Source organism: Enterobacter sp. Res13-Sevr-PEC09-46, assembly GCF_015672585.1.
In the GTDB taxonomy this organism is placed as follows: Bacteria; Pseudomonadota; Gammaproteobacteria; order Enterobacterales; family Enterobacteriaceae; genus Enterobacter; species Enterobacter hormaechei_C.
In genome coordinates, this window is record NZ_JADABR010000020.1 from 86,939 (window position 1) to 112,842 (window position 25,904).

Sequence of the window (25,904 nt, forward strand, 5' to 3'; positions counted from 1 at the left end):
AAGTCAGACAATAATGGGTGATTTTTCCCAAGGATAGCTACATCCCTCTGGTGGACATATCCACAGGAATACGCGCACCTGCAAGGAGAAGAATATGAGTACCGCAAAAGTTGTTGATGTCATCATTCGCAAAACGGCAGAGAAGACGAAATTAACCGGAGAGGGGAATCTCTCGGTCTCTATTTCCTCACCGAGCGTGATTGAAATTCAGGGTTCTGCTCAGGACGTGGTGCGTTATGTCCGCCAGGGGAATGACCTCCTCATTTATATGAAAGATGGCAGCGTGATCCGCTGCAATAATTATTTTGTCGAAGACACGGAAACCCATAATCATTCCGAGCTGGTATTTAACGATAACCAGGAGCTGACGCATATTTCATTTGCCGATGCCGGGGAAGCATCAGGCGTTGCCGCCACCGAATTAACCGCCCAGGCTGCACCCATTAGCAGCATTGAACCTTTCCTGGAGCAGGGAAGCGTCTTAAGCGATGCGCCGTGGGGCTGGATTGCCGGTGCGGCGTTAGGGGGCGGTGCGATCGGCGCACTGCTGGCTCACGGCGGCGATGGCGAAACCAAAACCAGGGTTATTGATAATACAAAAGAAGTCGAAAGCGCCACGCCGACATTTTTGCTGACGGACAACGCGGGTGACAAGCAGGGCGTGCTGAGTGCAAAAGAGGTCACGGATGACAACACCCCCACCTTCAGCGGTACCGGGCAGCCGGGCGCGACCATTCAGGTTAAAGACGGCAACGGCAGCACCATCGCCAGCACCATGGTTGCGAAGGACGGCACCTGGACGGTAACACTCCCGACCCAGGCGGACGGGGAACATACCTGGTCCGTCGTACAGATCGACGGCAGTAAAACGACCTCTGCGGGCAGTATTACCGTAACCGTTTCTACAGCGGATACCAGCGTGACGCTCGCCACCACGGCGGGCGATAACGTGATCAACGCCAGCGAGCAGGCCGCTGGCTTTACGCTGTCCGGCACCAGCAAAAACCTGGCGCAGGGAACGGCGCTTACCGTCACGCTCAACGGTAAAACCTATACCGCAGAAGTGGGGGCAAACGGCGCATGGAGCGTGAAGGTCCCTGCTGCCGACGCACAGGCGCTGGGCGATGGTACCTGGACGGTCAACGTCAGCGGAAAAGACGCGGCGGGCAACACCGTGTCCGGCAGCCAGACGATTGGCGTGGATACCGCCTCGCCAGTGATCTCTGTCGACACGATCGCCCAGGACAACATCATCAACGCGGCTGAACATAATCAGCCGCTGACGCTGACCGGGAAAACCGATGCGGAAGCGGGCCAGATTGTGACGGTCACGCTGAACGGCAAAAATCACACGGCGACCGTGGGCAGCGACGGCAGCTGGTCCGTTACGCTTCCGGCCAGTGAAGTACAGGCGCTGGCTAACGGCGAGCACACCCTGACGGTAAACGTCAGCGACAAAGCGGGTAACGGGTCATCCACCACCGCCGATTTCACGGTCGATACCGCAGCGCCAGTGGTCACTATCAACACCGTCGCGGGCGACGACATTCTGAACACCAGCGAGCAGGGGCAGGCGCAGATTATTTCCGGCCAGGCGAACGGCGCGGCGGAGGGCGACATTGTCACCGTGACCGTTGGCGGCAAGACCTTTACCGGTGCCGTCCAGGCGGACGGCAGCTGGAGCGTCGGCGTGCCTGCCTCCGTCATTGGCGCGCTGGGGGAAGGTAGCCACAGCATTTCGGTCTCCGTGACCGATGCGGCGGGCAACACCGGCAGCGCGACGCACGGCATTACGCTGAGCGGCAACCCGCCGGAATTTACCCTTGACCCCATCAGCCAGGATAACGTCCTGAATGCGCAGGAGGCCATGCAGCCCCTGAGCCTGAGCGGGACCAGTAATCTGCCGAACGGCAGCGCTGTCACCGTGACGCTGAACAACGTTAACTATCAGGCCACCGTTGAGAACGGTCGCTGGTCCGTTCAGGTGCCGGTTTCCGACGTGCTGGATCTGGCGAATACCCTTTACACCGTCAGCGTCAGCGGCACCGACAGCGTGGGTAACAGCGGCTCCGCCGAGGCGAATCTGCTGGTAGACACCGTGCTGCCGCAGGTGATCGTCAACACCTTTGCCGGGGATAACCTGGTCAATAACGCCGAAGCGGCGGTTGACCAAACCCTCAGTGGACGCGTCACCGGCGCGGCGGCGGGCGATACCGTCTCTGTCACCGTGGGCGGCAAGAGCTATACCGCGACGGTTGGCAGCGACCTGAAATGGAGCGTGACAATCCCATCGGCCGACCTCCAGGCGTTTGGCGACGGCGATTTAACCTTCAGCGCCTCTGTCACCAATGCGCACGGCAATACCGGCACCGGCGAACGTGATATCAACATCAACGCCGAACTGCCGGGCCTGCGCGTGAACACGATCTCTGGCGATGACGTGATTAACGCCATCGAGCAGCAGCAGGATCTGGCCGTAACCGGCTCCAGCACTCATCTGGCCGAAGGCACACAGATCACCGTTACCATCAATAATGTCGAATACGTCACCACGGTTAACGCCAGCGGCAACTGGCAGATTGGCGTGCCGGCGGCGGACCTTCAGGCATGGACGGCGGGAGGCATGACCGTCAGCGTCAGCGCGGAAGATGCCTGGGGCAACACTGTGGCGGCTGAACACCCGATCGAGCTTGACCTGAATGCGGTGGCCGTCACCATCGATACCGTAACCACTGACGACATGCTCAACGCGGCGGAAAAAGGCGCGGATGTCACGCTTTCTGGTCAGACGCAGGGCGTGGAGGCCGGGCAGACCGTGGTGGTGAAATTCGCGGATCAAACCTTTACTGCACAGGTGCAGCAGGACGGCTCCTGGCACCTGACCGTTCCGGCGAGCGCGATGGAAACGCTGATCGACGGGCGTGCGCAGGTGAGCGTCAGCGTGACTAACGTCAACGGCAACAGCGCGGACGCCTCACGCGTGGTGATCGTCGATACGCAGCCGCCAGCCATTACGCTTGATAACCTGACCGACGACAACATCATTAATGCGGCAGAAGCGCAGCAGGATCTGGTGCTCAGCGGCAGCACAACCGCTGAAACGGGCCAGACGGTCACCGTGACGCTGAACGGTAAATCTTACCAGACCACGGTACAGGCGGACGGTCGCTGGCAGCTGAACGTGCCTGCCGCCGACGTAGGCGCGCTGACCGATGGCAATGTCACCGTGACGGCCACCGTCAGTGACGTGGCGGGCAACAGCAGCAGCGCGGACCGCGTTGGGCTGGTGGATGCCACCGTGCCGCAGGTGACCATCAACGATTTCGTCACCGACACCAACACCGTTAACCAGCTGGCCCATGCTCAGGCGCAGATCCTGAGCGGCTCCGTCACCGGCGCGGCGGCGGGCGATTTGGTCACCATCACCATCAATAACGTGGACTACACCACCGTGGTGGATGCGGCAGGCAACTGGAGCCTCGGCCTGCCTGCGTCCGTCGTTCAGGGGCTGACGGACGGCACCTGGACCATTAACGTCTCCGTGACCGACCAATCCGGCAACACCGGCAGCAGTTCAGTGGATGTGGTGGTCAATACTGTGACGCCCGTTATCGGTATTAACACGCTGGCCGCGGATGACGTGATCAATGCGGCAGAGAAGGGTGAAGATCTGCTGCTTTCCGGTACCAGCAACCAGCCGGAAGGAACCACCATCACCGTTAATCTGAACGGTATCAACTACACCGCCACCACCGACGCCAGCGGCAACTGGAGCGTTACCGTCCCCGCCTCTGCGGTGAGCGCGCTGGGTGAAGCCAATTACACCGTGACGGCGAGCGTCACCGATAATGTGGGCAACAGCGCCGCTGCCACGCACGATGTGCTGGTGGACAGCTCGCTGCCGGTGGTCACCATCAACACCCTCGCGGGCGACAATATCGTCAACGCGGCGGAAGTGGCCACAGGGCAAACCCTGACCGGAAAGGTTTCTAACGCGGCATCGGGCGATACCGTCACGATTATCCTCGGCGGGCAGACATACACGGCCACCGTACAGGACGATCTCACCTGGAGCCTGCCGTTAACCCAGAGTCAGTTAACCGCGCTCGGCAACGGCGACCTGACCGTATCGGCCAGCGTGACGAACGCGCACGGCAATACCGGATCGTCTTCCCTGGATGTCACCATTGACGCCCAGCTGCCCGGCCTGCGCATTGATACCGTCGCCGGTGACGACGTCATTAACGTTATTGAACACGCGCAGAACCTGGTTATCTCCGGCACCAGCACCGACCTGGCGGCGGGTAGCACCGTCACCGTGACCATCAACGGCAAGAGTTATTCCGCCTCGGTACTGGCGGATGGCACCTGGCAGGCTGCGGTTCCGGCTGCCGACGTCTCCCGGTGGGCGGACGGGTCGCTCACCATCAGCGCCAGCGCGCAGGATACCTCCGGCAACCCGGTGAATATCGGTACCGTTGTGGATGTCGATCTCGCCCCGGTGGCGATAAGCATCAACAGCGTGACGGACGACAACGTGCTTAACGCGGCAGAAAAAGGCCAGGATCTGGTGCTGTCCGGCTCCTCCTCGAACGTTGAAGCGGGCCAGACCGTTACCATTATCTTTGCGGGTAAAACCTGGACCACGACGGTCGATGCCAACGGCGACTGGACCTGCACCGTACCGGCTGCCGATCTGAGCGGCCTGAAGGACGGCGACGCCAGCGTACAGGTCAGCGTCACCAACGTGAACGGCAACGCGGCCTCTTCCTCGCAGGCATTCAGCGTCGATACCGCCGCGCCAGCGGTCACCATCAACACCATCAGCGGCGACAACATGCTGAATGCCGCAGAGGCGGCGCAGGATCTGACCCTGAGCGGGACGTCTACTGCCGAAGCAGGCCAGACGGTCACCGTGACCTTCAACGGCAATCAGTACACCGCCCAGGTGCAGGCGAACGGCAGCTGGACGCTGGACGTTCCGGCGGCGGATCTGGCGGGGATCGCCGACGGCAGCGCGGCGGTCACGGTGACCGTGTCCGATAAAGCGGGCAACCCGGCCAGCGCGGGGGCGTCCGTGCTGGTCGACACTACCGTGCCGCAGATTACCTTCAACATTGTGGCGGGCGACGACATTGTTAATATTGCCGAGCACGGCCAGGCGCTGATTGTCACCGGCAAGGTGACGGGCGCGCAGGCGGGCGATGTGATTACCCTGACCCTGAACGGCAAAGACTACACCGCGATGCTGGACGGTGCCGGTAACTGGAGCGTGGGCGTTCCGGCGGCGGACGTGGGCGCGCTGGTTAACGGCGACCAGACGATTTCCGCGACACTCACCGATAAAGCGGGCAACAGCACCAGCGCGACGCACGCGTTTGACGTCTCCCTGACCACGCCGGTGATTGCCATCAATACCCTGGCGGTTGACGACGTGATCAACGCGACCGAAAAAGGCCAGGACCTGTTGATCTCCGGCACCAGCAACCAGCCGGACGGGACCCGCATCACCGTAACCCTGAACGGTATCAGTTACGCCGCCACCACCGATGCCAGCGGTAACTGGAGCGTCACCGTTCCGGCGGCAAACGTCTCGGTACTGGGCGAAGCGAGCTACAGCGTGACGGCCAGCGTGACCGATACCGCGGGTAATAGCGCGAATACCAGCCATAGCGTGCTGGTCGACAGCGCGCTGCCGCAGGTCACCATTAATGCGGTTGCCACCGACGACGTGATTAACGCGGCGGAAGTGGCTTCCGGACAAACCCTGAGCGGGAAAGTGAGCGGCGCGGCGAGCGGTGACACTGTCACGATCGGTATCGGGGGCAACACCTATACCGCGACGGTTCAGGACGACCTGAGCTGGTCGGTTAACGTGGCGTCTGACGTCTTAACCGCTATCGGTAACGGCGATCTGACCGTAACAGCGAGCGTGACCAATGGCCACGGCAACACCGGCACCGGCGAACGCGACATCACGATTGATGCCAGCCTGCCGGGCCTGCGCGTGGATACCGTAGCAGGCGACGATGTGATCAACAGCATCGAACATGGTCAAAACCTGATTATCACCGGCTCCAGCGACGGGCTGGCGAGCGGATCGGCGCTGACGGTCACCGTCAACGGCAAAACCTACGCGGCAACCGTGCTGGCGGACGGCACCTGGACGGCGGCTATACCGGCGGCGGACGTCGGCGCGCTGAGCGCAGGCACAATCACTGTGACCGTTGACGGCCAGAGCGCGGCGGGTAACCCGGTTTCCATCAGCCACGACGTGAAAGTGGATCTGGCGGCAGTCGCCATCAGCATTAATCCGATTGCCTCGGACGACGTAATCAACGCGGCTGAGAAAGGCGCGGACCTGGTGCTGTCTGGCTCGACCACCAACGTGGAAGAAAACCAGACCGTTACCATCACCTTCGGCGGCAAGTTGTACACTGCGACGGTGGATGCCAGTGGCAACTGGACGGCGACCGTACCGTCTGCCGATTTGGGCGGACTGAAAGACGGCGACGCCAGCGTGCAGGTCAGCGTCACCAACGTGAACGGCAACAGCGCCTCGGCGGGCCGCGAATACAGCGTGGACGCCACCGCGCCGACGGTGTCCATCGAGATCGTCAGCGACAACAACATCATCAACGCGGCCGAAGCGCAGCAGGATCTGGTCGTTAACGGTGTCTCCAACGCCGAAGCGGGCCAGACCGTGACCGTGACGCTGAACGGCGTGGACTACACCACCACCGTACAGGCGAACGGCAGCTGGAGCGTCACCGTACCGTCTGCGGATATCGGCGCGATTACCGACGGCGATTACACCATCACGGCAGCCGTCGCGGATAAGGCGGGTAACCCGGCCTCGGCGGACCGCGATGTGCTGGTGGATACCACGGTGCCACAGCTGACCATTAACACCGTTTCCGACGACGACGTGATCAACAGCGCCGAGCATGCGCAGGCGCTGATTGTCACCGGTTCCGTGACCGGTGCGGCGGCGGGCGACGTGGTGACCGTCACCATCAATAACAAAGATTACACCGCGACCCTGGACACTTCCGGCAGGTGGAGCGTGGGCGTGCCTGCGGCGGACGTGAGTGCCCTGGCCGCCGGGGATTACACCATCACCGCGGCGCTGACCGATAAAGCCGGAAACAGCAACAGCACAACGCACGAGGTTGAAGTCAACCTCACCGCGCCGGTGCTGACCATTGACACCGTGTCCGGTGACGATGTGATCAACAGCAGCGAGAAAACGCAGGATCTGACCATCACAGGTACGGCTTCCGGGCTGGCAGCTGGCGCGGTGGTCACCGTGATGCTCAACGGCAAAGCGTACAGCGCCACGGTGGACACCAATGGCCAATGGACCACAACCGTTCCGGCGAGCGAGGTGGGGCAACTGGGTGAAGCGCTTTACACCGTGTCGGCCTCCGCGACGGACAGCGTCGGCAACAGCTCCAGCACCTCGCACACCGTGAACGTGGAATCCGTGCTGCCTGGCGTCATCATCAACACCGTGGCGGGCGACGACGTGATCAACGCAGCGGAGCTGGCAACCGGCCAGACCATTAGCGGCACAGTGGTGAATGCCGAAGCGGGCAACACCGTGACTGTGTCTGTTGGCGGCCACAGCTACACCGCAACGGTACAGGACAATCTCACCTGGTCCGTCAGCGTACCGGATTCTGTGCTCACCGCGCTGGGCAATGGCGATCTGACCGTGACCGCCAGCGTCACGAACGGCGTGGGCAACAGCGGCAGCGGCGAGCGCGATATCACTATCGACGCGAATCTGCCGGGCCTGCGCGTGGACACCGTAGCGGGCGATGACGTGATTAACAGCATCGAACACGGGCAGAATCTGATTATCACGGGTTCAAGCGACGGCCTGACGGCGGGTACGGCGCTGACCGTCACCGTAAACGGTAAAACCTATCCGGCTACCGTGCTGGCAGACGGCACCTGGAGCGCGGCGATCCCTTCTGCGGACGTGAGTGCCCTTGCCGCAGGCACGGTCACCGTGAACGTTGAAGGCCAGAGCAGCGCGGGCAATCCGGTGACTATTAACCATGATGTGACGGTGGATCTGGCAAACGTCGCCATCAGCATTGACGCCATCGCTTCCGATGACGTGATCAACGCCGCCGAGAGGGGTGCGGATCTGGTGCTCTCCGGCACCACCTCGAACGTCGAAGAAAACCAGATCGTCACCATCACCTTCGGCGGCAAGAACTACACCGCCACGGTGGACGCTGAGGGTAAATGGACCGCCACGGTGCCGTCTGCGGATCTGACCGGTCTGAAAGACGGCGACGCCAGCGTGCAGGTCAGCGTCACCAACGTGAACGGCAACAGCGCGTCTGCGGGACGCGAGTACAGCGTGGATGCTACCGCGCCGTCCGTGACCATCAACATGATTGCCACCGACGATATCCTGAACGCCTCAGAAGCGCAGTCCGACCTGGCAATCTCTGGCACCAGCACCGCCGAAGCAGGCCAGACGGTGACCGTATCGCTGAACGGCAAAGATTACACCACAACCGTCAGCGCGAACGGCAGCTGGACGCTGAACGTGCCGGCAGCTGACCTTGCAGGATTAACCGACGGCAGCGTCACCGTGACCGCGGCCGTCAGCGACAAGGCGGGTAACCCGGCGTCGGTGGACCACAACCTGACGGTGGACGTCACCGTTCCGGCAGTGACCATCCACACCGTGGCAGGCGACGACGTGATTAACGTGGCTGAACACAATCAGGCGCAGATTATCAGCGGCTCCGCCACCGGCGCGGCGGCGGGCGATAAGGTCACCGTTACCATCGGCGGCCAGTCGTACACCACCGTGCTGGATGCGGCGGGTAACTGGAGCGTGGGCGTTCCGGCCAGCGTCATTTCCGGCCTCAGCGACGGCAGCGTGACCGTCACTGCGTCAGTCACCGACGCGGCGGGCAATACCGGCAGCGGCACGCATAATGTGACCGTCGATACCGGTCTGCCGTCGGTCAGCTTCAACGCCATCAGCGATGACAACGTCCTGAACGCCGTTGAAAAAGGCCAGGATCTGAGCGTCAGCGGCACCAGCGCCAACCTGGCGGAAGGCACCGTGGTCACCGTGACCCTGAACGGTAAAAACTACACGGCGACAACTGCGGCAGACGGCACCTGGAGCCTGACGGTTCCGGCTGCGGATCTGGCCGGTCTCGGTCAGGCCAGTTACACCCTGAACGCGACGGCCACCAACGGCGTTGGCAACAGCGTGAGCAGTTCTGCGAACCTGCTTGTCGACACCGCGCTGCCAACCGTTACCATCAACACCGTGGCGGGGGACAACGTCATCAACGCGGCGGAAGTGGCGGCAGGCCAGACACTGAGCGGCACCGTGGCGAATGCCGAAGCGGGCAACACCGTGACCGTGACTATCGGCGGCCACAGCTACACCGCAACGGTGCAGAATAATCTGTCCTGGTCCGTCAACGTGCCGTCTGACGTGCTGACCGCACTCGGCAACGGCAGCCTGAGCGTGACGGCGACCGTCACCAACGGCCACGGCAACACCGGCACCGGCGAACGCGAGATCGCTATCGACGCTAACCTGCCGGGCCTGCGCGTGAATACCGTGGCGGGTGACGACGTGGTCAACACCATCGAGCACGCGCAGAACCTGATTGTTTCAGGCTCCAGCGACGGGCTGGCGCCGGGCACGGCGCTGACGGTTACCGTCAACGGTAAAGATTACGCGGCAACGGTACTGGCAGACGGCACCTGGAGCGCGGCGATCCCGTCCGCCGACGTGAGCGCGTGGCCGGAAGGCACCGTGAAAATCAGCGTTACCGGTGACAGCGCGGCGGGTAATCCGATCACCATCAGCCACGACGTGACCGTGGATCTGACTACCGTTGCCATCAGCATCAATGCGCTTGCCACCGACGACGTGATTAACGCGGCGGAGAAGGGCGCGGATCTGGTGCTGTCCGGTGTGACCACCAACGTGGAAGCCGGGCAGACCGTGACCATCAGTCTGAACGGCAGGATCTACACCACCACCGTGGACGACAGCGGCAACTGGACTTACACCGTGCCGTCAGCGGATCTGGCTGGCCTGAAGGATGGCGACGCCAGCGTGCAGGTGAGCGTCACCAACGTGAACGGCAACAGCGCCTCGGCGGGCCGTGAGTACAGCGTGGATGCTACCGCGCCGTCCGTGACCATCAACACGATTGCCACCGACGATATCCTGAACGCCACGGAAGCTCAGTCAGACCTGGCAATCTCCGGCACCAGTACCGCCGAAGCAGGCCAGACGCTGACCGTATCGCTGAACGGCAAAGATTACACCACAACCGTCAGCGCGAACGGCAGCTGGACGCTGAACGTTCCGGCGGCGGATCTGGCAGGATTAACCGACGGCAGCGTGACGGTCACCGCCTCAGTCAGCGACAAGGCGGGTAACCCGGCGTCGGTTGACCACACCCTGACGGTGGACGTCACCGTACCTGCGGTGACCATCCACACCGTTGCAGGTGACGATGTGATTAACGTGGCTGAACACAATCAGGCGCAAATTATCAGCGGCTCCGCCACCGGCGCGGCGGCGGGCGACACCGTCACCGTCACCATCGGCGGCCAGTCGTACACCACCGTGCTGGATGCGGCGGGTAACTGGAGCGTGGGCGTTCCGGCGAATGTGATTTCAGGCCTCAGCGACGGCAGCGTGACCGTCACTGCGTCAGTCACCGACGCGGCGGGCAATACCGGCAGCGGCACGCATAATGTGACCGTCGATACCGGTCTGCCGTCGGTCAGCTTCAACGCCATCAGCGATGACAACGTCCTGAACGCCGTTGAAAAAGGCCAGGATCTGAGCGTCAGCGGCACCAGCGCCAACCTGGCGGAAGGCACCGTGGTCACCGTGACCCTGAACGGTAAAAACTACACGGCGACGACTGCGGCAGACGGCACCTGGAGCCTGACGGTTCCGGCTGCGGATCTGTCAGGCCTCGGTGAAGCCAGCTACACCCTGAGCGCGACGGCCACCAACGGCGTGGGCAACAGCATCAGCACTACGGCGAACCTGCTTGTCGATACCGCGCTGCCAACCGTCACCATCAACACCGTGGCGGGGGACAACGTCATCAACGCGGCGGAAGTGGCCGCAGGCCAGACCATTACCGGTAAGGTGGCGAACGCGGACATCGGTAACACCGTGACGGTGAACATCGGCGGCAACACCTATACCGCGACGGTGCAGAGCGATCTGACCTGGTCCGTTAACGTGCCGGAATCCGTCCTGACCGCGCTGGGCAATGGCGATTTAACGGTGTCAGCAACCGTCACTAATGACCATGGCAATACGGGAACGGGCGAGCGCGATATCACTATCGACGCCAGCCTGCCGGGCCTGCGCGTGGATACCGTCGCGGGCGACGATGTGATTAACAGCATCGAGCATGGACAGAACCTGATTGTCACCGGCTCCAGCGACGGACTGGCGGCAGGCACTACGCTCACCGTGACCGTCAATGGCAAAACCTATGCGGCCTCCGTGCTGGCAGACGGTACCTGGAGCGCGGCGATCCCGGCAGCAGACGTCGGGGCCCTGGCTGCGGGCACGGTTACCGTGACCGTTGCAGGCCAGAGCGCGGCGGGCAATCCGGTCTCTATCAGCCACGACGTCACCGTCGATCTGGCAGCCGTGGCGATCAGCATTGATGCCATCGCCACCGACGACGTGATTAACGCGGCGGAGAAAGGCGCGGATCTGGTGCTTTCCGGCAGCACCTCCAATGTGGAAGAGAACCAGACCGTGACCATCACCTTTGGCGGCAAGTCTTACACCGCCAAAGTCGATGCCGACGGCAACTGGACGGCCACCGTGCCTTCCTCGGATCTTGCGGGTCTGAAAGACGGCGACGCCAGCGTGCAGGTGAGCGTTACCAATGTGAACGGCAACAGCGCGTCTGCGGGCCGGGAGTACAGCGTCGATGCCACGGCGCCAACCGTGACCATTGACACGGTAGCCGGCGACAACGTGATCAACGGCAGCGAAGCGGCTGCGGGCGTGGCCATTTCCGGCACCACCACGGCTGAAGTCGGTCAGACGGTAACCGTTAACCTCGGTGGAAACAGCTATACCGCACAGGTTCAGCAGGGCGGCGTCTGGAGCATTAACGTGCCGGCCGCCGATCTGTCCACTCTGGCGGATAACGGCTACACCGTGCAGGTGAGCGTGAGTGACGCCGCGGGTAACCCGGGCAGCGCGGGCAAAGCGATTACGCTCGATACTACGCCGCCGACCGTCAGCTTTAACGTCGTGGCGGGCGATGACGTCATCAACAGCGTTGAGCACGGGCAGGCGCAGGTCATCAGCGGCACCGCAACCGGCGCCAGCGTCGGCGATAAGCTGGTCATCACGATAGGTTCGAACCAGTACACCACCACCGTTGACGCCAGTGGCAAATGGAGCGTGGGCGTTCCTGCCAGCGACATTTCTGCCCTGACCGACGGCACCGTGACCCTCAGCGCGACAATCACCGACAGCGCGGGCAACAGCAGCACCCAGACCCATGACGTGGTGGTAAATACCGCATCGGTCGCGCTGACCGTCAACACCCTCAGCGGTGATGACGTGATCAATGCGGCAGAAGCGGGGGCGTCGCTGGTCATCAACGGCTCCAGCGCGCAGTTTGCTAACGGCACGCAGGTCACTATCACCCTGAATGGTAAGAGCTATACGGCCACTATCCAGAGCGATGGCTCCTGGACAACCACCGTACCGGCCGCCGACGTGGGCACCCTGGCCGACGGCGCGAGCTACCAGGTTTCTGTTTCGGCGCAGGACAGCGCCGGGAACAGCGCCTCGGCGACGCACACCATCAGCGTGGACACCACCGCGCCGGTGATTAGCGTGAACACGTTGTCGGGCGACGATGTGCTGAATGCGGCGGAAGCCCAACAGCCGCTCACCGTACACGGCTCTTCCAGCGCGGAAGCAGGCCAGACGGTGACCGTCACGCTGGGCGGGAAAACCTACACTGCGCTTGTGGCAAACGACGGCACCTGGACGCTCGACGTCCCGGCCGCCGATCTTGCCAACCTGAGCGAAGGCGCGCTGACGGTCACCGCGTCGGTGAACGACAAGGCGGGTAATAACGGCCAGACGACGCATACCTTAACGGTCGATACCGTCGCGCCAGCCGTGACCATCAGCACCGTGGCCGATGACGATATCGTCAACAACGCCGAGCAGCTGGCGGGACAGACCATCAGCGGGACCACCACCGCGGAGCAGGGCCAGACGGTGACCGTCTCCTTCAACGGCCACAGCTATCAGGCGACCGTGGCGGCGAATGGCTCCTGGTCCGTCTTCGTGCCGGGACGCGACTTCCTCGGACTGAGCGACGGGGATTACACCATTACGGCTACGGTGAGCGATAAGGCAGGTAACCCGGGCAGCGCAACGCACGACGTGACGCTGAACGGCGACGTGCCGACCATCGCCATTAACACCTTTGCGCAGGATGATATCGTCAACGCCGCCGAGCACGGCACGCCGCTGGTTATCAGCGGCACCACCGATGCGCCAACGGGCCAGACGGTGACCATTACGCTTAACGGTAAAACCTACACGGCTACCGTTCAAAATGACGGCACCTGGAGCTATACGGTCGGCAGCGCAGACGTGACCGCGCTGGCGGACGGCGGTTCGTACGTGATTAACGCGCAGGTGAGCAACGCCATCGGCAACAGCGCCAGCGATAACCATACCGTTACCGTGGATCTCACCGCACCGTCGATGGGGATCAGCATTGATTCCCTGCAAAACGATACCGGCCTCAGCGCGAATGACTTCATCACCAACGACAGCCAGGTGGTGGTGAATGGTTCCCTGACCGCGCAGCTCGGCAATAACGAGAAAGCGCAGATCAGCCTTGACGGCGGTACTACCTGGATTGACCTGACCGTCACCGGCACCACCTGGCGCTACACCGATGGCCGTACCCTGACCGACGGTACGTACCAGTACCAGGTGCGCGTGATCGACAATGCAGGCAACGTTGGGGCAACGGACAGCCAGGACGTGGTAATCGATCTGACGAAGCCTGCGGCGGCGACTATTACCGTGGATTCCGTCTCGCAGGATACCGGCCTGTCCGACAGCGACTTTATTACCAGCGACAACCAGATCAGCCTGAAAGGGACGCTCGGCGCGGCCCTGGGCAGCGGTGACCACGCTCAGATCAGCCTCGACGGTGGCGCAACCTGGACTGACGTGAGCGTCAGCGGCCTGAGCTGGACCTACGTTGACGGCCGCACGCTGGCCGACGGAGACTACAACTATCAGCTGCGGGTGATTGACGACGCGGGGAATATCAGCGCCACTACCAGCCAGGTGGTGACCATTGATACCGTCGCGCCGGACGCCAGCAAAACGATCGCTATCGACAGCATCAGCGACGATACCGGCCTGAGCAGCAGCGACTTTATCACCAATGACACCTCCCTGACGCTGCACGGCTCGCTCGGCGCAACGCTGGCCGACGGCGAATATGCCCAGATCAGCATCGACGGCGGGGTCACCTGGCAGAACGTGATCGTCACTGGCAACAGCTGGTACTACGTGGACGGCCGCACGCTGGGTAACCAGACCTATGACTACTACGTTCGTGTAGTGGATGCGGCAGGCAACGTAGGTGCCAGCGCTCATCAGCAGGTGACGGTCGATACGGTCGCGCCGGATGCGGCGATTACGGTTACCGTGGATAACATCACCGTCGATACCGGCTTCGACAATAACGACTTCCTGACCAGTTCGACCTCGTACACGCTCAACGGGACGCTCGGGGCCGAACTCGGGGCGGGTGAGTATGTGCAGGTGAGCATGGATGGCGGCACCACCTGGGTTTACGCCACGGTAAGCGGCACCCGGTGGAGTTATAACGACACCCGCACCCTGGCCGACGGCGACTACCGCTATCAGGTGCGGGTTGTCGATCAGGCGGGCAACGTCGGGGCCACCACCACGCAGGACGTGACGGTGGATACCCAGGCGCCGCAGTACGGCATCACCATTGACAGCATCAGCGAAGATACCGGGCAGTCCGGGAGTGATTTCATCACCATGGACACCTCGCTGACGATCAACGGCTCGTTGGGCAGCGCGCTGGCCAGCGACGAGCGCGTACAGATCAGCCTCGACGGCGGTAATACCTGGATTGACACTACCGTCACTAACCAGCGCTGGAGCTATACGGATACCCGCGATCTGGCGGACGGAGATTACACCTACCAGGTACGGATCATCGACCAGGCGGGCAACGTCGGCTCAACCTCTTCGCAGGTGGTAACGGTTGATACCACGCCGCCTGACACGGTGGGAACGGTGGTCAGCTATACCGACGAGGAAGGTGAACGTACAGGCACGTACGGCGCATCAGTCGCGACGGACGATACCTCGCCGCTGATCAACGGTACGCTTAACCGCGCTCCGGAAGATGGCGAAATCGTGCAGCTTTACCGGGACGGGATCTTGCTGGGTCAGGTCACGATGAACGGCAGCGCAAGCTGGTCCTATCAGGACAACGGCCTGCTCGACGGGAATCACACCTACATTCTGCGCGTCACCGACAAAGCCGGTAACTACACGGAATCGGATGGCTTTGTGCTGAACGTCGATACCAGCATCCCGACCACCACGGCGGCGATTACTGCCCAGACCACCTCGGATACCACGCCGATTGTCAGCGGTACGGTCTCCGCAGACCTGGTGAACGGTGAATATCTGGTGGTGACGGTGAACGGGAAAACCTACACCTCCCAGACCGGCGGTGCGGTGGTCGTCGACCCGGATCACAATACCTGGTATCTACAGATCCCGGACAGCGATGCCCTGAGTGTGGCGAGTTACGACGTAACCGCGCAGGTGAAGAGTAGCGCGGGCAACGGTAACACCACCGGTACGGCAACCGGTAGCCTGGTGATCGATACCACCTCGGTGAATACCGACTGGGCGACCACTGCGGGGAACAGCAACAACTCAACCATGACTCTCGGCATGAACAGCAGCGGGCTGTGGAATATCATTGCTAACGGCCAGTCTTACTCCAGCAGCGATAGCTCGACCTATGCCGGCAATACGCTGAGCAACACCCGTGGCTATTACGTGGTGAGCCAGACCGCCGCCGACTTTGACCGTAACGGCACGCAGGATATCTTTGCGACGGAGAACACCTACGCGGGCTCTACGCAGGTGATGTGGACCTACGATGGCAGCAGCTACACCGCCAGCCAGCTGGCGATGGGAACCACCATCTGGTACGGCGGCGTAATTGCCTACGATAAAACCGGCGATGGCTATCTTGATCTGGCGTACGGCGATGCCGGTATGGACTCCCTGACCTACCTGGTGAATACCAACGGCGTTCTGTCGCCGGACGGCACCGGCGGGGAAGGTGGATTCTACGGCCAGTTCGATTCCGGGCGTGAAATCTCCGGCGTCGACCTGAACAACGACGGTACCGTGGACATCGTGCAGCACACCAACCGCAGCGGGGCGTACTCGCTCACCGTGATTAACAACAACGGGAACGGTACGCTTTCCATTGGCCAGAACCTGACCAACGTGTTTGTGGCCAACGCCTCGAATACCACCACGGCGGCCTCCATGACGTGGGCGGACTTTAACGGCGATGGCTACATGGATCTGTACCTCGGCAGCAGCTACAACAACAACGGCGGTGTGATTTACTACAACGACGGTACCGGGCAGCTTTCCACGACCAAAAGCGCGGTGGAAGCCTCTAACGCCACGGCGGGCTATCTGTCGGTGGCGGTAGACTGGAACGGTGACGGGCAGATGGACATCATCAAGCTCAGCACCTACGGCAGCTCACAGACGGCGACCCTGTTCACCAACAACGGCTACGGCTCAACCTGGACTTCAAGCCAGCTGGCTTCTGGGCTGGCCAACGTCACCGGCGTCGCCGCGGTGGACTACAACTGGGACGGTGCGCAGGATCTGCTGGTGTCTCAGCAGAACGGTAAGGTGGTGCTGGTGCAGAACAATGCGGAGATCGCTGACGGTACCGCGATGCATCTGCACATTGTCGATAGCGAAGGCATCAACGCGTACTACGGCAACACGGTCAATCTGTATAACGCTGCGGGCGTGCTGGTGGCCTCGCAGATCATCAACGCTCAGTCCGGCATTGGCTCGAACGATACCTCTGCGCTGGTGAGTTTCTACGGGCTGGATCCGAACGAAACCTACTCGGCGGAGATCGTGAAGATCACCAACGGCGTCTCGGATAACGTCACCTGGACCGGCCTGGACGCGGGCAACGGCAAAGAGGGTTATGTTCTCACCGCCGAAGCGGCCACTGGCGGCCACAGCGGAACCATTACCGGTACCGGGTATAACGACACCTTTATCGCAGAGGATGGGACCTATACCTATAACGGCTCCGGCGGCTGGAATACCCATTCCGACTACGACACCTGGAGCAATACCGGCGGCATGGACGTGGTGGATTATCGTAATGCCACCTCTGGGATAACCGTTGATTTGCGCCTCTCAACGGCGCAGGACACCGGATTCGGTACCACGCGGTTGTTGAATATTGAAGGGATTAACGGCTCCGACTATGACGACGTGATCACCGGCAACAGCGGTGATAACCAGTTCGAAGGCCGGGGCGGGAACGACACCTTCAACATCGGCAGCGGCGGTCACGATACGTTGCTCTATAAGCTGATCAACGCGTCTGACGCGACGGGCGGCAACGGTAGCGATGTGGTGAACGGCTTTACCGTCGGCACCTGGGAAGGGACGGCGGATACGGACCGTATCGATCTGCGCGACCTGCTTTCCGACAGCGGCTATACCGGCACCGGCTCGGCGAGCTACGTGAACGGCGTGGCGACGCTGGACAGCAGCGCGGGCAACATCGCCGACTACATCCGCGTTGTGCAAAACGGCAGCAACACCGAGATCCAGGTTGACCTGGACGGGACGGGCGGTCAGTTCACGCCCACCACGCTGGTGACGCTGAACGGCGTGCAGACGGATCTGGCGACGCTGTTGGCCAATCATCAACTGTTAATTGCGTAAAACAACGCCGCGGGGAGCGCTCCTCGCGGCCTTTTGCGTTTCTTTACACGAATAGCCATAACCCTATATTTCACAAGATTATTTTGCGGGCTCGTTTAGACAGTGTTCGATTTCTAATCATCCCGGAAAGGTATCATTTCAGTGCGAAATCATCGCCCTGAACAGGACGTAGCATTATGAAGACACATCCGCAGTACGAACCCTGGTTGCAGGGCATGCTCATCATCGCGAAATATTATCGGCTGGATTTTTCGGCGGAGCATGTTCGGGTCACGATTAACCATGAAAGCCAGTCTCCACGCCAGCTGGTGCTGGAGGAGATGGCGCGCCAGCTTGGGCTGGGGATGCGTTGGGTGGCGGCGGGAGCCGTAGCGCTCGATCCGTGGCGTTTACCGCTGCTGGCGGAGTTCACCGGCGGGCAAATTGCGGTCATCAACCGTATGGACAACGAAGGGAACGTCAGCGTGCAGTTTAGCGGCGACGGGGGCCTGGAGACGACGCTGACGCGCGACGAACTCGGTTCGCGGTTAAAGGGGCTGATGGTGCTGCGTCCCCTGGAGTCCACGCCGGATGCGCGCGTGGATGATTACATCAAACCCTATGAGAAAAACTGGTTCTGGCAGCTGGCGCTGAAAGACTGGCGTCGTTACAGCGACATAATGCTGGTGGCGCTGGTCGCCAACGTGCTGGCGCTCTCCGGCATGGTCTTTTCCATGCAGGTATATGACAGGGTGGTGCCGTCCCAGTCGGAGGCCACGCTGTGGGTGCTGTTTGGCGGTGTGATGATCGCCATCGTGTTTGAATTCATCATGCGCATGCTGCGGGTGCATATTTCGGACGTGGTAGGGAAACGCGCCGACCTGCGTATTTCCGAGCGCGTGTTTGCCCACGCCCTGAGGATTAAAAACGGCGCACGGTCGAAATCGACCGGGTCGTTTATCGCCCAGATCCGCGAGCTGGAGTCGGTGCGGGAGCTGATCACTTCCACCACCATTGCCGCTATCTCCGATCTGCCGTTCTTCCTGCTGTTCGTCTTCATTCTGTGGATGATTGGCGGCCCGCTGGTGCTGGTGGTGCTGCTGGCCGTACCGCTGCTGCTCATTCCCGGCCTGCTGGTGCAGCGCCCGCTGGGAAAACTCTCCAGCGAAGGGATGCGTGAATCGGCGATTCGTAACGCCACGCTGGTGGAAGCGGTGCAGGGGCTTGAGGACATCAAGCTAATGCGCGCCGAGCAGAGGTTCCAGAACCAGTGGAATAACACCAATGACGTTGCCGCGAGCGTCGGCATGAAGCAGCGCTGGCTGACGGGGCTGCTGCTGACCTGGACCCAGGAGGTGCAGTCTATCGTCTACGCCGTGGTGCTGCTGGTGGGGTGTTATCTGGTTATCAGCGGCGACATGACCACCGGTGCGCTGGTGGGGACCTCGATTCTGGCGTCCCGCACCATCGCGCCCCTGTCGCAGATTTCCGGCGTGCTCTCCCGCTGGCAGTCGGCAAAGGTGGCCCGCAAGGGACTGGATGACCTGATGCAGCGCCCGATTGACGATCCCCAGCACGGCAAAAAAGTGCATAAAGCCCATCTGCGCGGTGATTATCGGCTGGACGACGTCGGGTTTTATTACGATGAAGAAGAGAAGCTTACCGTGCTGAATATCAGCAAACTGCGCATTCGCGCAGGGGAGCGCGTGGCGGTGCTCGGGCGGAATGGTTCGGGGAAAAGCACCTTGCTGCATCTGCTGGCGGGAATGCAGGAGCCACAGCAGGGCAGCATTTTGCTGGACGATATTGCTCTCAATCATCTTGACCCGGCCGACGTGCGCCGCGACATGCAGTTGCTCAGCCAGCAGGCGCGGCTGTTCTTCGGCTCCGTACGCGACAACATCCTGATGGGTAATCCGCTGGCGACAGACGAGGAAATCCATCAGGCGCTGGTCAACAGCGGCGCGCTGGAGTTTGTGCGCAAGCAGAAAATGGGGCTGAACACCATCATCAATGAGGGCGGAACGGGGCTTTCCGGCGGGCAACGTCAGGCGCTGCTGCTGGCGCGCGCGCTGATCACCTCGCCGAATATTCTGCTGCTGGATGAACCCACCGCCTGGCTGGATGAGGTCAGCGAGAAGCAGTTTATCCAGCATCTGCACCAGTGGCTCGGTAAGCGCCGGACGCTGGTGGTGGCGACGCATCGTCTGCCGATTCTGGACCTGGTTGACCGCATCATCGTCCTGGAAAACGGCAAAGTGGTGATGGATGGCCCTCGTGATGCCATTTTACGCCAGCACGGAATGGCCCCGCAGCAGGCGCCGCAGCGCACGGTTAAACTGAAAACGGAGGGCGTGGCATGAATGATTTCTCCCGCTTTAACAGCCGGCTGAAGGACCCCCGCCTGCCGCGTTCGTCGCTGGTGGCATGGTCGCTGTTTGCCCTGCTGGTGGTCTTTATTACCTGGGCCAGCCTGTTCCAGCTGGATGAGGTCACGACGGGTAGCGGCAAGGTGATCCCGTCCTCCCACGAGCAGGTGATCCAGTCCCTGGAAGGAGGGATTATTCACAGTCTGATGGTGCGCGAGGGCGATATCGTCGAGCGTGGTCAACAGCTTGCCCAACTGGACCGGACGAAAACCGAGTCCAGCGTGCTGGAGAGCGAGTCTCGATTAAACGCTGCGATGGCGACGGCCGCGCGTCTGAATGCTGAGGTGAACGACACCGCGCTGACATTCCCGGCAGAGCTGGATGACGACATTGAGTTGGTCAAACAGGAAACGGCGCTTTATCAGTCACGTCGCGAAAGCCTTGAAAAAGGGCTGGCGGGTTTACGCCAGGGAGCAGATCTCGTGCAGCGTGAACTGGCATTAACGCGCCCGCTGGTGACGCAGGGGGCGGCCAGTAAGGTCGAAGTCTTACGCCTTGAACGTCAAAAAAATGAGCTGGAGAGCAAAATCACCGAAATGAAAAACCAGTACTACGTTCGCGCCCGCGAAGAACTGGCAAAAGCGAACGCGGAAATGGAAGCGCAGCGTTCGGTCATGAAAGGACGCGAAGATTCACTCACCCGCTTAACGTTTAATGCGCCGGTGCGTGGCATCGTGAAGGACATTGACGTGACGACGGTGGGCGGGGTGATCCCGCCGAACGGCAAACTGATGAGCCTGGTACCGCTTGATGACCAGATGGTGATAGAAGCGAAAATCTCGCCGCGCGATGTCGCGTTTATCCATCCCGGGCAAAAAGCGCTGGTGAAAATCACCGCCTATGATTACTCGATCTACGGCGGGCTGGAAGGGGAGGTGACGATGATTTCCCCGGATACCCTTCAGGACGAGGTTAAACGGGATGTTTATTATTATCGCGTTTATATCCGTACGGACAGTAACCATCTGACCAACAGGCAGGGCAAGGAATTCCCGGTGTTCCCGGGCATGATAGCCACGGTTGATATCAAAACCGGCAGTAAATCCGTCATTGATTATCTGCTGAAACCATTGAATAAGGCAAAAGAGGCGCTGCGCGAGCGATAAAAAAGGCGTTCAGCAAACCGAACGCCCGTCAGATCAGAGTGTAGGCGTCATGTTGACAGCATGGCGTCGTTCTTTTGGTACCACGTTGATGTAATGTGTGACATACGCAAAATATAATCCGGCATAATTTTCGACCAGCTCGATAAAGGCCGGGTAAATTGACATCCGGCCATCGCCGCGATCTTTAAGATAACCTGCCTCCTGCGCCGATTTGATAATGCGGTTGACGTGGATACGCGAGACGAAAAATTCTTTTGCCAGCGTGCTGGCTGAATACGCTATTATGGCACCGTGTGCTGTTTTGTTTTTAATGGCCTGCAAATAGAGATAGAGCATAATCATTCGGCCACCATCCTTATCAATAAATAAACCCACCTCCGGAAGCACTTTCCTGAATGTTAATCCGCGGAAAAGGTACTCTGCGGCGCGCCGGAAAAAGTTGTGCCTCAAAATGTCATTGTCCAGAAGGTTAACATTAATGTTGAATGTCGGATAAAGAATGCTGACAGGCGTAAATGCCCCAGACATATAGCGTTTCAGCTCGTCCAGTCCTTTTTCCGTTGGCGCGATTTTTGTTTTTCGGCGATCTTCGGTACAGCGCCAGGTCTTAATTCGCCCGGTGGTCTTAAGTATGGTGATGATCGCGATAACACTGTTAGGACTGGCGATATTATAGCGGGTACACAGTGCCTTTATCTCTGAAACTGACTCAGCCTGATTACCAAAAACAAAACAACACATTGACAGTATTATGTTGAAGCGTGATTCCTGAAGCATCGTTTTGTAGAACAAGGGTTGTTTTTTATAAATGGCATCATTGATTCTGTAGTGCTCTGTTATAGCTTCACCAAATCGCGGGTTGTTTTTAATAACATCCCTTCGATGTAGCAAAGCCCTGGATGAAATGTGATTATCCATAGCATTTTCTCTTTTTGTCTGGGCCGATAAGATGAAGTGTCCGGTCTTCTTTTTCGGAATTTTCATTATACCTTGTGAAGTGCATATTTACTGTCGTTATATGAAAAGAAAGTAATATTTATGCTGCATATGGATGAGTGGGTTGATTAACGCAAAGATGTTCCCGTGCATAACATTGATAACGGTTTATTAACCAAATGGGGTGCGGTAAAATTATTCAATGCGACAAAGAATATTGGCTTTAATCACATTTGGGAATGATATTTACATTCTCAGGAGCAGGTTATGTCTCAAAACTTACCTTTTATGCAAGGTACTTGCTACAAGCAACGATTCGTTATTTCAGCCTGCGGTTTCACCTTCGAGGGGTATAGCCTGCTTCTCAAGTCTCGTGGCGTAAACGCCACGCGGCTCCATTTTGAAGAGGATGAAGTTTGCTCAGGTGATGTGCAAAAAATGATGCAAAATCAACAACCTGAAGTTTCTGTTTTTCTTGGTCGCGACGTGACTGCCTTTCTTGAAAGCCTGAAACGGTTGGTCTCGGTTCTGAATGCACTGCCGGTTATTTGTAGCGTGACCCTGTATGGTGCAATACCAGAGAGATGGCTTTATGCCACGCTGAAAAGTCTCGTTAATAATACCAAATCGTTGTCGAGGATCAGGGTGGCGAATATTTCAGAGGTAATGAATTGTGTAGAGAGTATTTCTGATGTGCATGCCGATTCGTCACGTTTATTGCGTGAAGGACCTGAGAAGGAAGGTAAGGAAAGCCTGCATGGTTTAACAAAACGTGAGTTAACCGTATTGCTGAATTTTTATCGGGGTATTTCGATAAAAGAGCAGTCAGCGAGGTTAGGGTTGTCAGATAAAACCATTTATACCCATCGGAAAGTGGGGTTGAGTAAATTATATCTTATCAGAGTGTGGTTTAGCGATGCACGTGTCTTAAGGGATGAGGTCTGTGCAGTAAAGAACAAAGCGCAGGGGTTTTCGGAAGCAGAAATAAATATATTGCAGGCGTTACATAAGCGGGAAATCTTTGCGGCTTATCAAATTATTACCGATGGCGATAAAAAAGGAGTAGGCTTTGAAATTCTGCTGCGCTGGCATAAAAACGGTCAGGTCCTGAAACCAGGCCAATTTCTGGATGGGATAAAAAATGGCGAAATTTGGCTCAAGCTGACGGCGTTAGTCATTCACGCGGCCGTATCAGGTATCAACAGATACAATGGAAAATATTATTTTTCGGTTAATATTCCTCCTCAACTGGCTGCCGGGAACGCGCTGCCGGGAATGGCGAAAAAGGCTGTTGAAATGTTACTGAAACCGCAGTGGGCCGGGAAACTTGTCTTCGAATTAGCTGAAACCATTGATGTAACAAAGGATCCAAATATCCCTGTCACTCTCCAGCGTTTACGCGCCGAAGGATGTCGGCTGTTTCTGGATGATTGCTTTTCCAGAGATTACGCTATGTTACCCATCCGACAGATTAATTTTGATGGACTGAAGCTTGACCGCGATATAGTCGAGCACTTTGTTGCTAACGACAATGACAATAGCATTATTAAAGCGATACAGATATACAGCGACATGACGGGAAGGGAATGCGTTGCGGAAGGCGTCGATAGCGAAGAAAAATTTGAAAAACTTGTCGCATTAGGGGTTAAGCGCTTCCAGGGATATTATCTTTCCCGGGCGGTTAAAGAAGATGAGCTGGATCGAATGGTACGGCTATTTAGTTAATGGTTTCACTATACTGGTGGTACGACAGACTTAACTCTTCGACCACCAGCAAAACAGTCACTCACCAGGGCAATAATCTGTTATCAGATATCATCGCGCGTAAAACCGACAACAATTTCAAGCGTGTTTCGAATGACATCGCAGGCTTCGGGCTCCTCGGTAATTTCGAGGGCGTGAATCAGTTGCAGGATAATCTCTTTATTTGAGAGATTGTCACCGGTCAGCATAATACAGCGTATTGCCGAGCCCAACACTTCAACCTCACCACTGAGATGCTTTCCAGCATTAAGAAAATGTTCCGCCAGTCCTTTATCGTGCAGGGCTTCAAAATTATACGTTTGCTGCATAATCGCTTTACTCATGGTGGTCACCGTTTCGGTTAAAATTAGTGTTTCTTGTCTGGGGTCAGAAGCGTGTTGTGAGTAAAGAGAGAGCGCATGCGCCCAATTTCATAATCGCCCATCACTCTTCCCCGGTCGTGCGAGACGCCGGTTACACGCTGGCGCACTTCATCTTCAGCGGCAATCAATGCATTTTTACGTTCATCATTTGATTCAACGTTAGCCATCGCCCGCAGGCGATTAGCAAGAGACACAAAGGTAATAGGTCCGTTCTCTTTCAGTATGGATAATACGGCCTCACCGATAAGGTCATCCTTAAGTCGTTCAAATTTAGTTCTATGCATAGCTTCAATCTCACTCTGCTACACGCAGCAGGCTGTAGCATGGGGTTAGTCATCGCATTCAGGAGCTCTATTCTCACTCAGCATGACTAACTTAGTAAGTTAAAAAAACAGTGTTCAGGTTAACGCTCGAAGAAGAGGGCTATCAGACCGTTATAGTGCGCTTTCTCAACGTCAGACGTTGACTCTTCAATTCTGCGCAACAGCTTTGTACAGATTGTCATTCTGCTCAGTTGTACATTTTCTTTGATGATCTCACTGACGATGGCACCAAGGGTTTCCTGCTGTGTAGGGACGTTATCCTTGTTAAAATACAAGGTGATAGCGCTTTCTGCTGTAGAGGGAGCATGGTTGCGACGCATAATTTTCCACCGTTAACAAACAATTTTGTAACATCAGTGGCATTGAATTTATACTATTCGATCAAATCTGTACATTAAAATTGTACAACTTTTCACATGGATCGTGTTTTTGTTAGGAAAACTATCAACAATAGGGGGGGAAAGAGCAGGAAAGAGGGGAAAAGGAAAGGCCCCGAAGGGCCTGAAATTATTTACGTCCCAGCAGAAGTCCCAGAACGATACCTACCGCACCCGCAGCGATTAAGCCCGTTAAGGGATTGTTTCTGACGGCTTCAGTGACATCCGAGACGGCATCACTGGCCTGGGCAGCATATTTTTTCGCTGCACCTTTCACCTGGTGTTTAGGGGAATCAACGAATTCACCAAACTGCTGCTGCGCAGAGCCGGATAATTCATCAAGTTTGTTTTTGGCTTTATCGCCAGCGTACTGTGCATTTTTATCAGTGTCGAAATCAGACATTCCAGCCTCCTTTTGTTGGTAGTCTAAGGATAGACGCTGATTGCAGGAGTGAGCGAGAATTCGCTGAAATCGACGGCAGATTGCCCCTTTTTAGGACATGTCTTTCTTACATGACCACCACAAAG

9 protein-coding genes are annotated in these 25,904 nt (G+C 58.5%); 4 read left to right on the forward strand and 5 right to left on the reverse strand.

The annotated features are described in order from the left end of the window. The first annotated feature begins 94 nt into the window (after positions 1 to 94). The 3 genes from IMQ56_RS14125 to IMQ56_RS14135 all read left to right on the forward strand — a co-directional run bounded on the left by IMQ56_RS14125 (position 95) and on the right by IMQ56_RS14135 (position 21,614). On the forward strand, positions 95 to 18,100 hold the full coding sequence (locus tag IMQ56_RS14125; protein WP_196064000.1) for an Ig-like domain-containing protein: 18,006 nt from the start codon (positions 95 to 97) through the stop codon (positions 18,098 to 18,100). Between the two features lie 176 nt (positions 18,101 to 18,276). Next, on the forward strand, positions 18,277 to 20,442 hold the full coding sequence (locus IMQ56_RS14130) for a type I secretion system permease/ATPase (RefSeq protein ID WP_017384015.1): 2,166 nt from the start codon (positions 18,277 to 18,279) through the stop codon (positions 20,440 to 20,442). Further along, a complete protein-coding gene (locus IMQ56_RS14135; RefSeq protein ID WP_196063999.1) occupies positions 20,439 to 21,614 on the forward strand; it encodes an HlyD family type I secretion periplasmic adaptor subunit in 1,176 nt (391 codons plus the stop codon). The genes IMQ56_RS14130 and IMQ56_RS14135 overlap by 4 nt, the downstream gene beginning before the upstream one ends. A gap of 33 nt (positions 21,615 to 21,647) precedes the next feature. On the opposite strand, the gene IMQ56_RS14140 is transcribed toward IMQ56_RS14135, so the two are convergent. Continuing rightward, a complete protein-coding gene (locus IMQ56_RS14140; RefSeq protein WP_023296585.1) occupies positions 21,648 to 22,532 on the reverse strand; it encodes a hypothetical protein in 885 nt (294 codons plus the stop codon). A 285-nt stretch (positions 22,533 to 22,817) separates the two neighbouring features. On the opposite strand from IMQ56_RS14140, the gene IMQ56_RS14145 reads away from it, so the two are divergent. Next, complete coding sequence (locus tag IMQ56_RS14145) at positions 22,818 to 24,275, forward strand: EAL domain-containing protein (RefSeq protein WP_196063998.1); 1,458 nt, start codon at positions 22,818 to 22,820, stop codon at positions 24,273 to 24,275. Between the two features lie 83 nt (positions 24,276 to 24,358). On the opposite strand, the gene IMQ56_RS14150 is transcribed toward IMQ56_RS14145, so the two are convergent. The 4 genes from IMQ56_RS14150 to IMQ56_RS14165 all read right to left on the reverse strand — a co-directional run bounded on the left by IMQ56_RS14150 (position 24,359) and on the right by IMQ56_RS14165 (position 25,779). Then, positions 24,359 to 24,637, reverse strand: coding sequence for a biofilm development regulator YmgB/AriR family protein (locus IMQ56_RS14150; RefSeq protein WP_044596271.1), 279 nt, complete (start codon positions 24,635 to 24,637; stop codon positions 24,359 to 24,361). Between the two features lie 23 nt (positions 24,638 to 24,660). Then, positions 24,661 to 24,960, reverse strand: a complete 300-nt coding sequence (locus IMQ56_RS14155; RefSeq protein ID WP_017693452.1) for a hypothetical protein — start codon at positions 24,958 to 24,960, stop codon at positions 24,661 to 24,663. Positions 24,961 to 25,079: 119 nt separating this feature from the next. After that, positions 25,080 to 25,319: a regulatory protein YcgZ gene (gene ycgZ / locus IMQ56_RS14160; RefSeq protein ID WP_003857265.1), complete on the reverse strand. Its 240-nt coding sequence runs from the start codon at positions 25,317 to 25,319 to the stop codon at positions 25,080 to 25,082. A gap of 187 nt (positions 25,320 to 25,506) precedes the next feature. Then, on the reverse strand, positions 25,507 to 25,779 hold the full coding sequence (locus IMQ56_RS14165; RefSeq protein ID WP_003857263.1) for a CsbD family protein: 273 nt from the start codon (positions 25,777 to 25,779) through the stop codon (positions 25,507 to 25,509). Positions 25,780 to 25,904 lie beyond the last annotated feature (125 nt).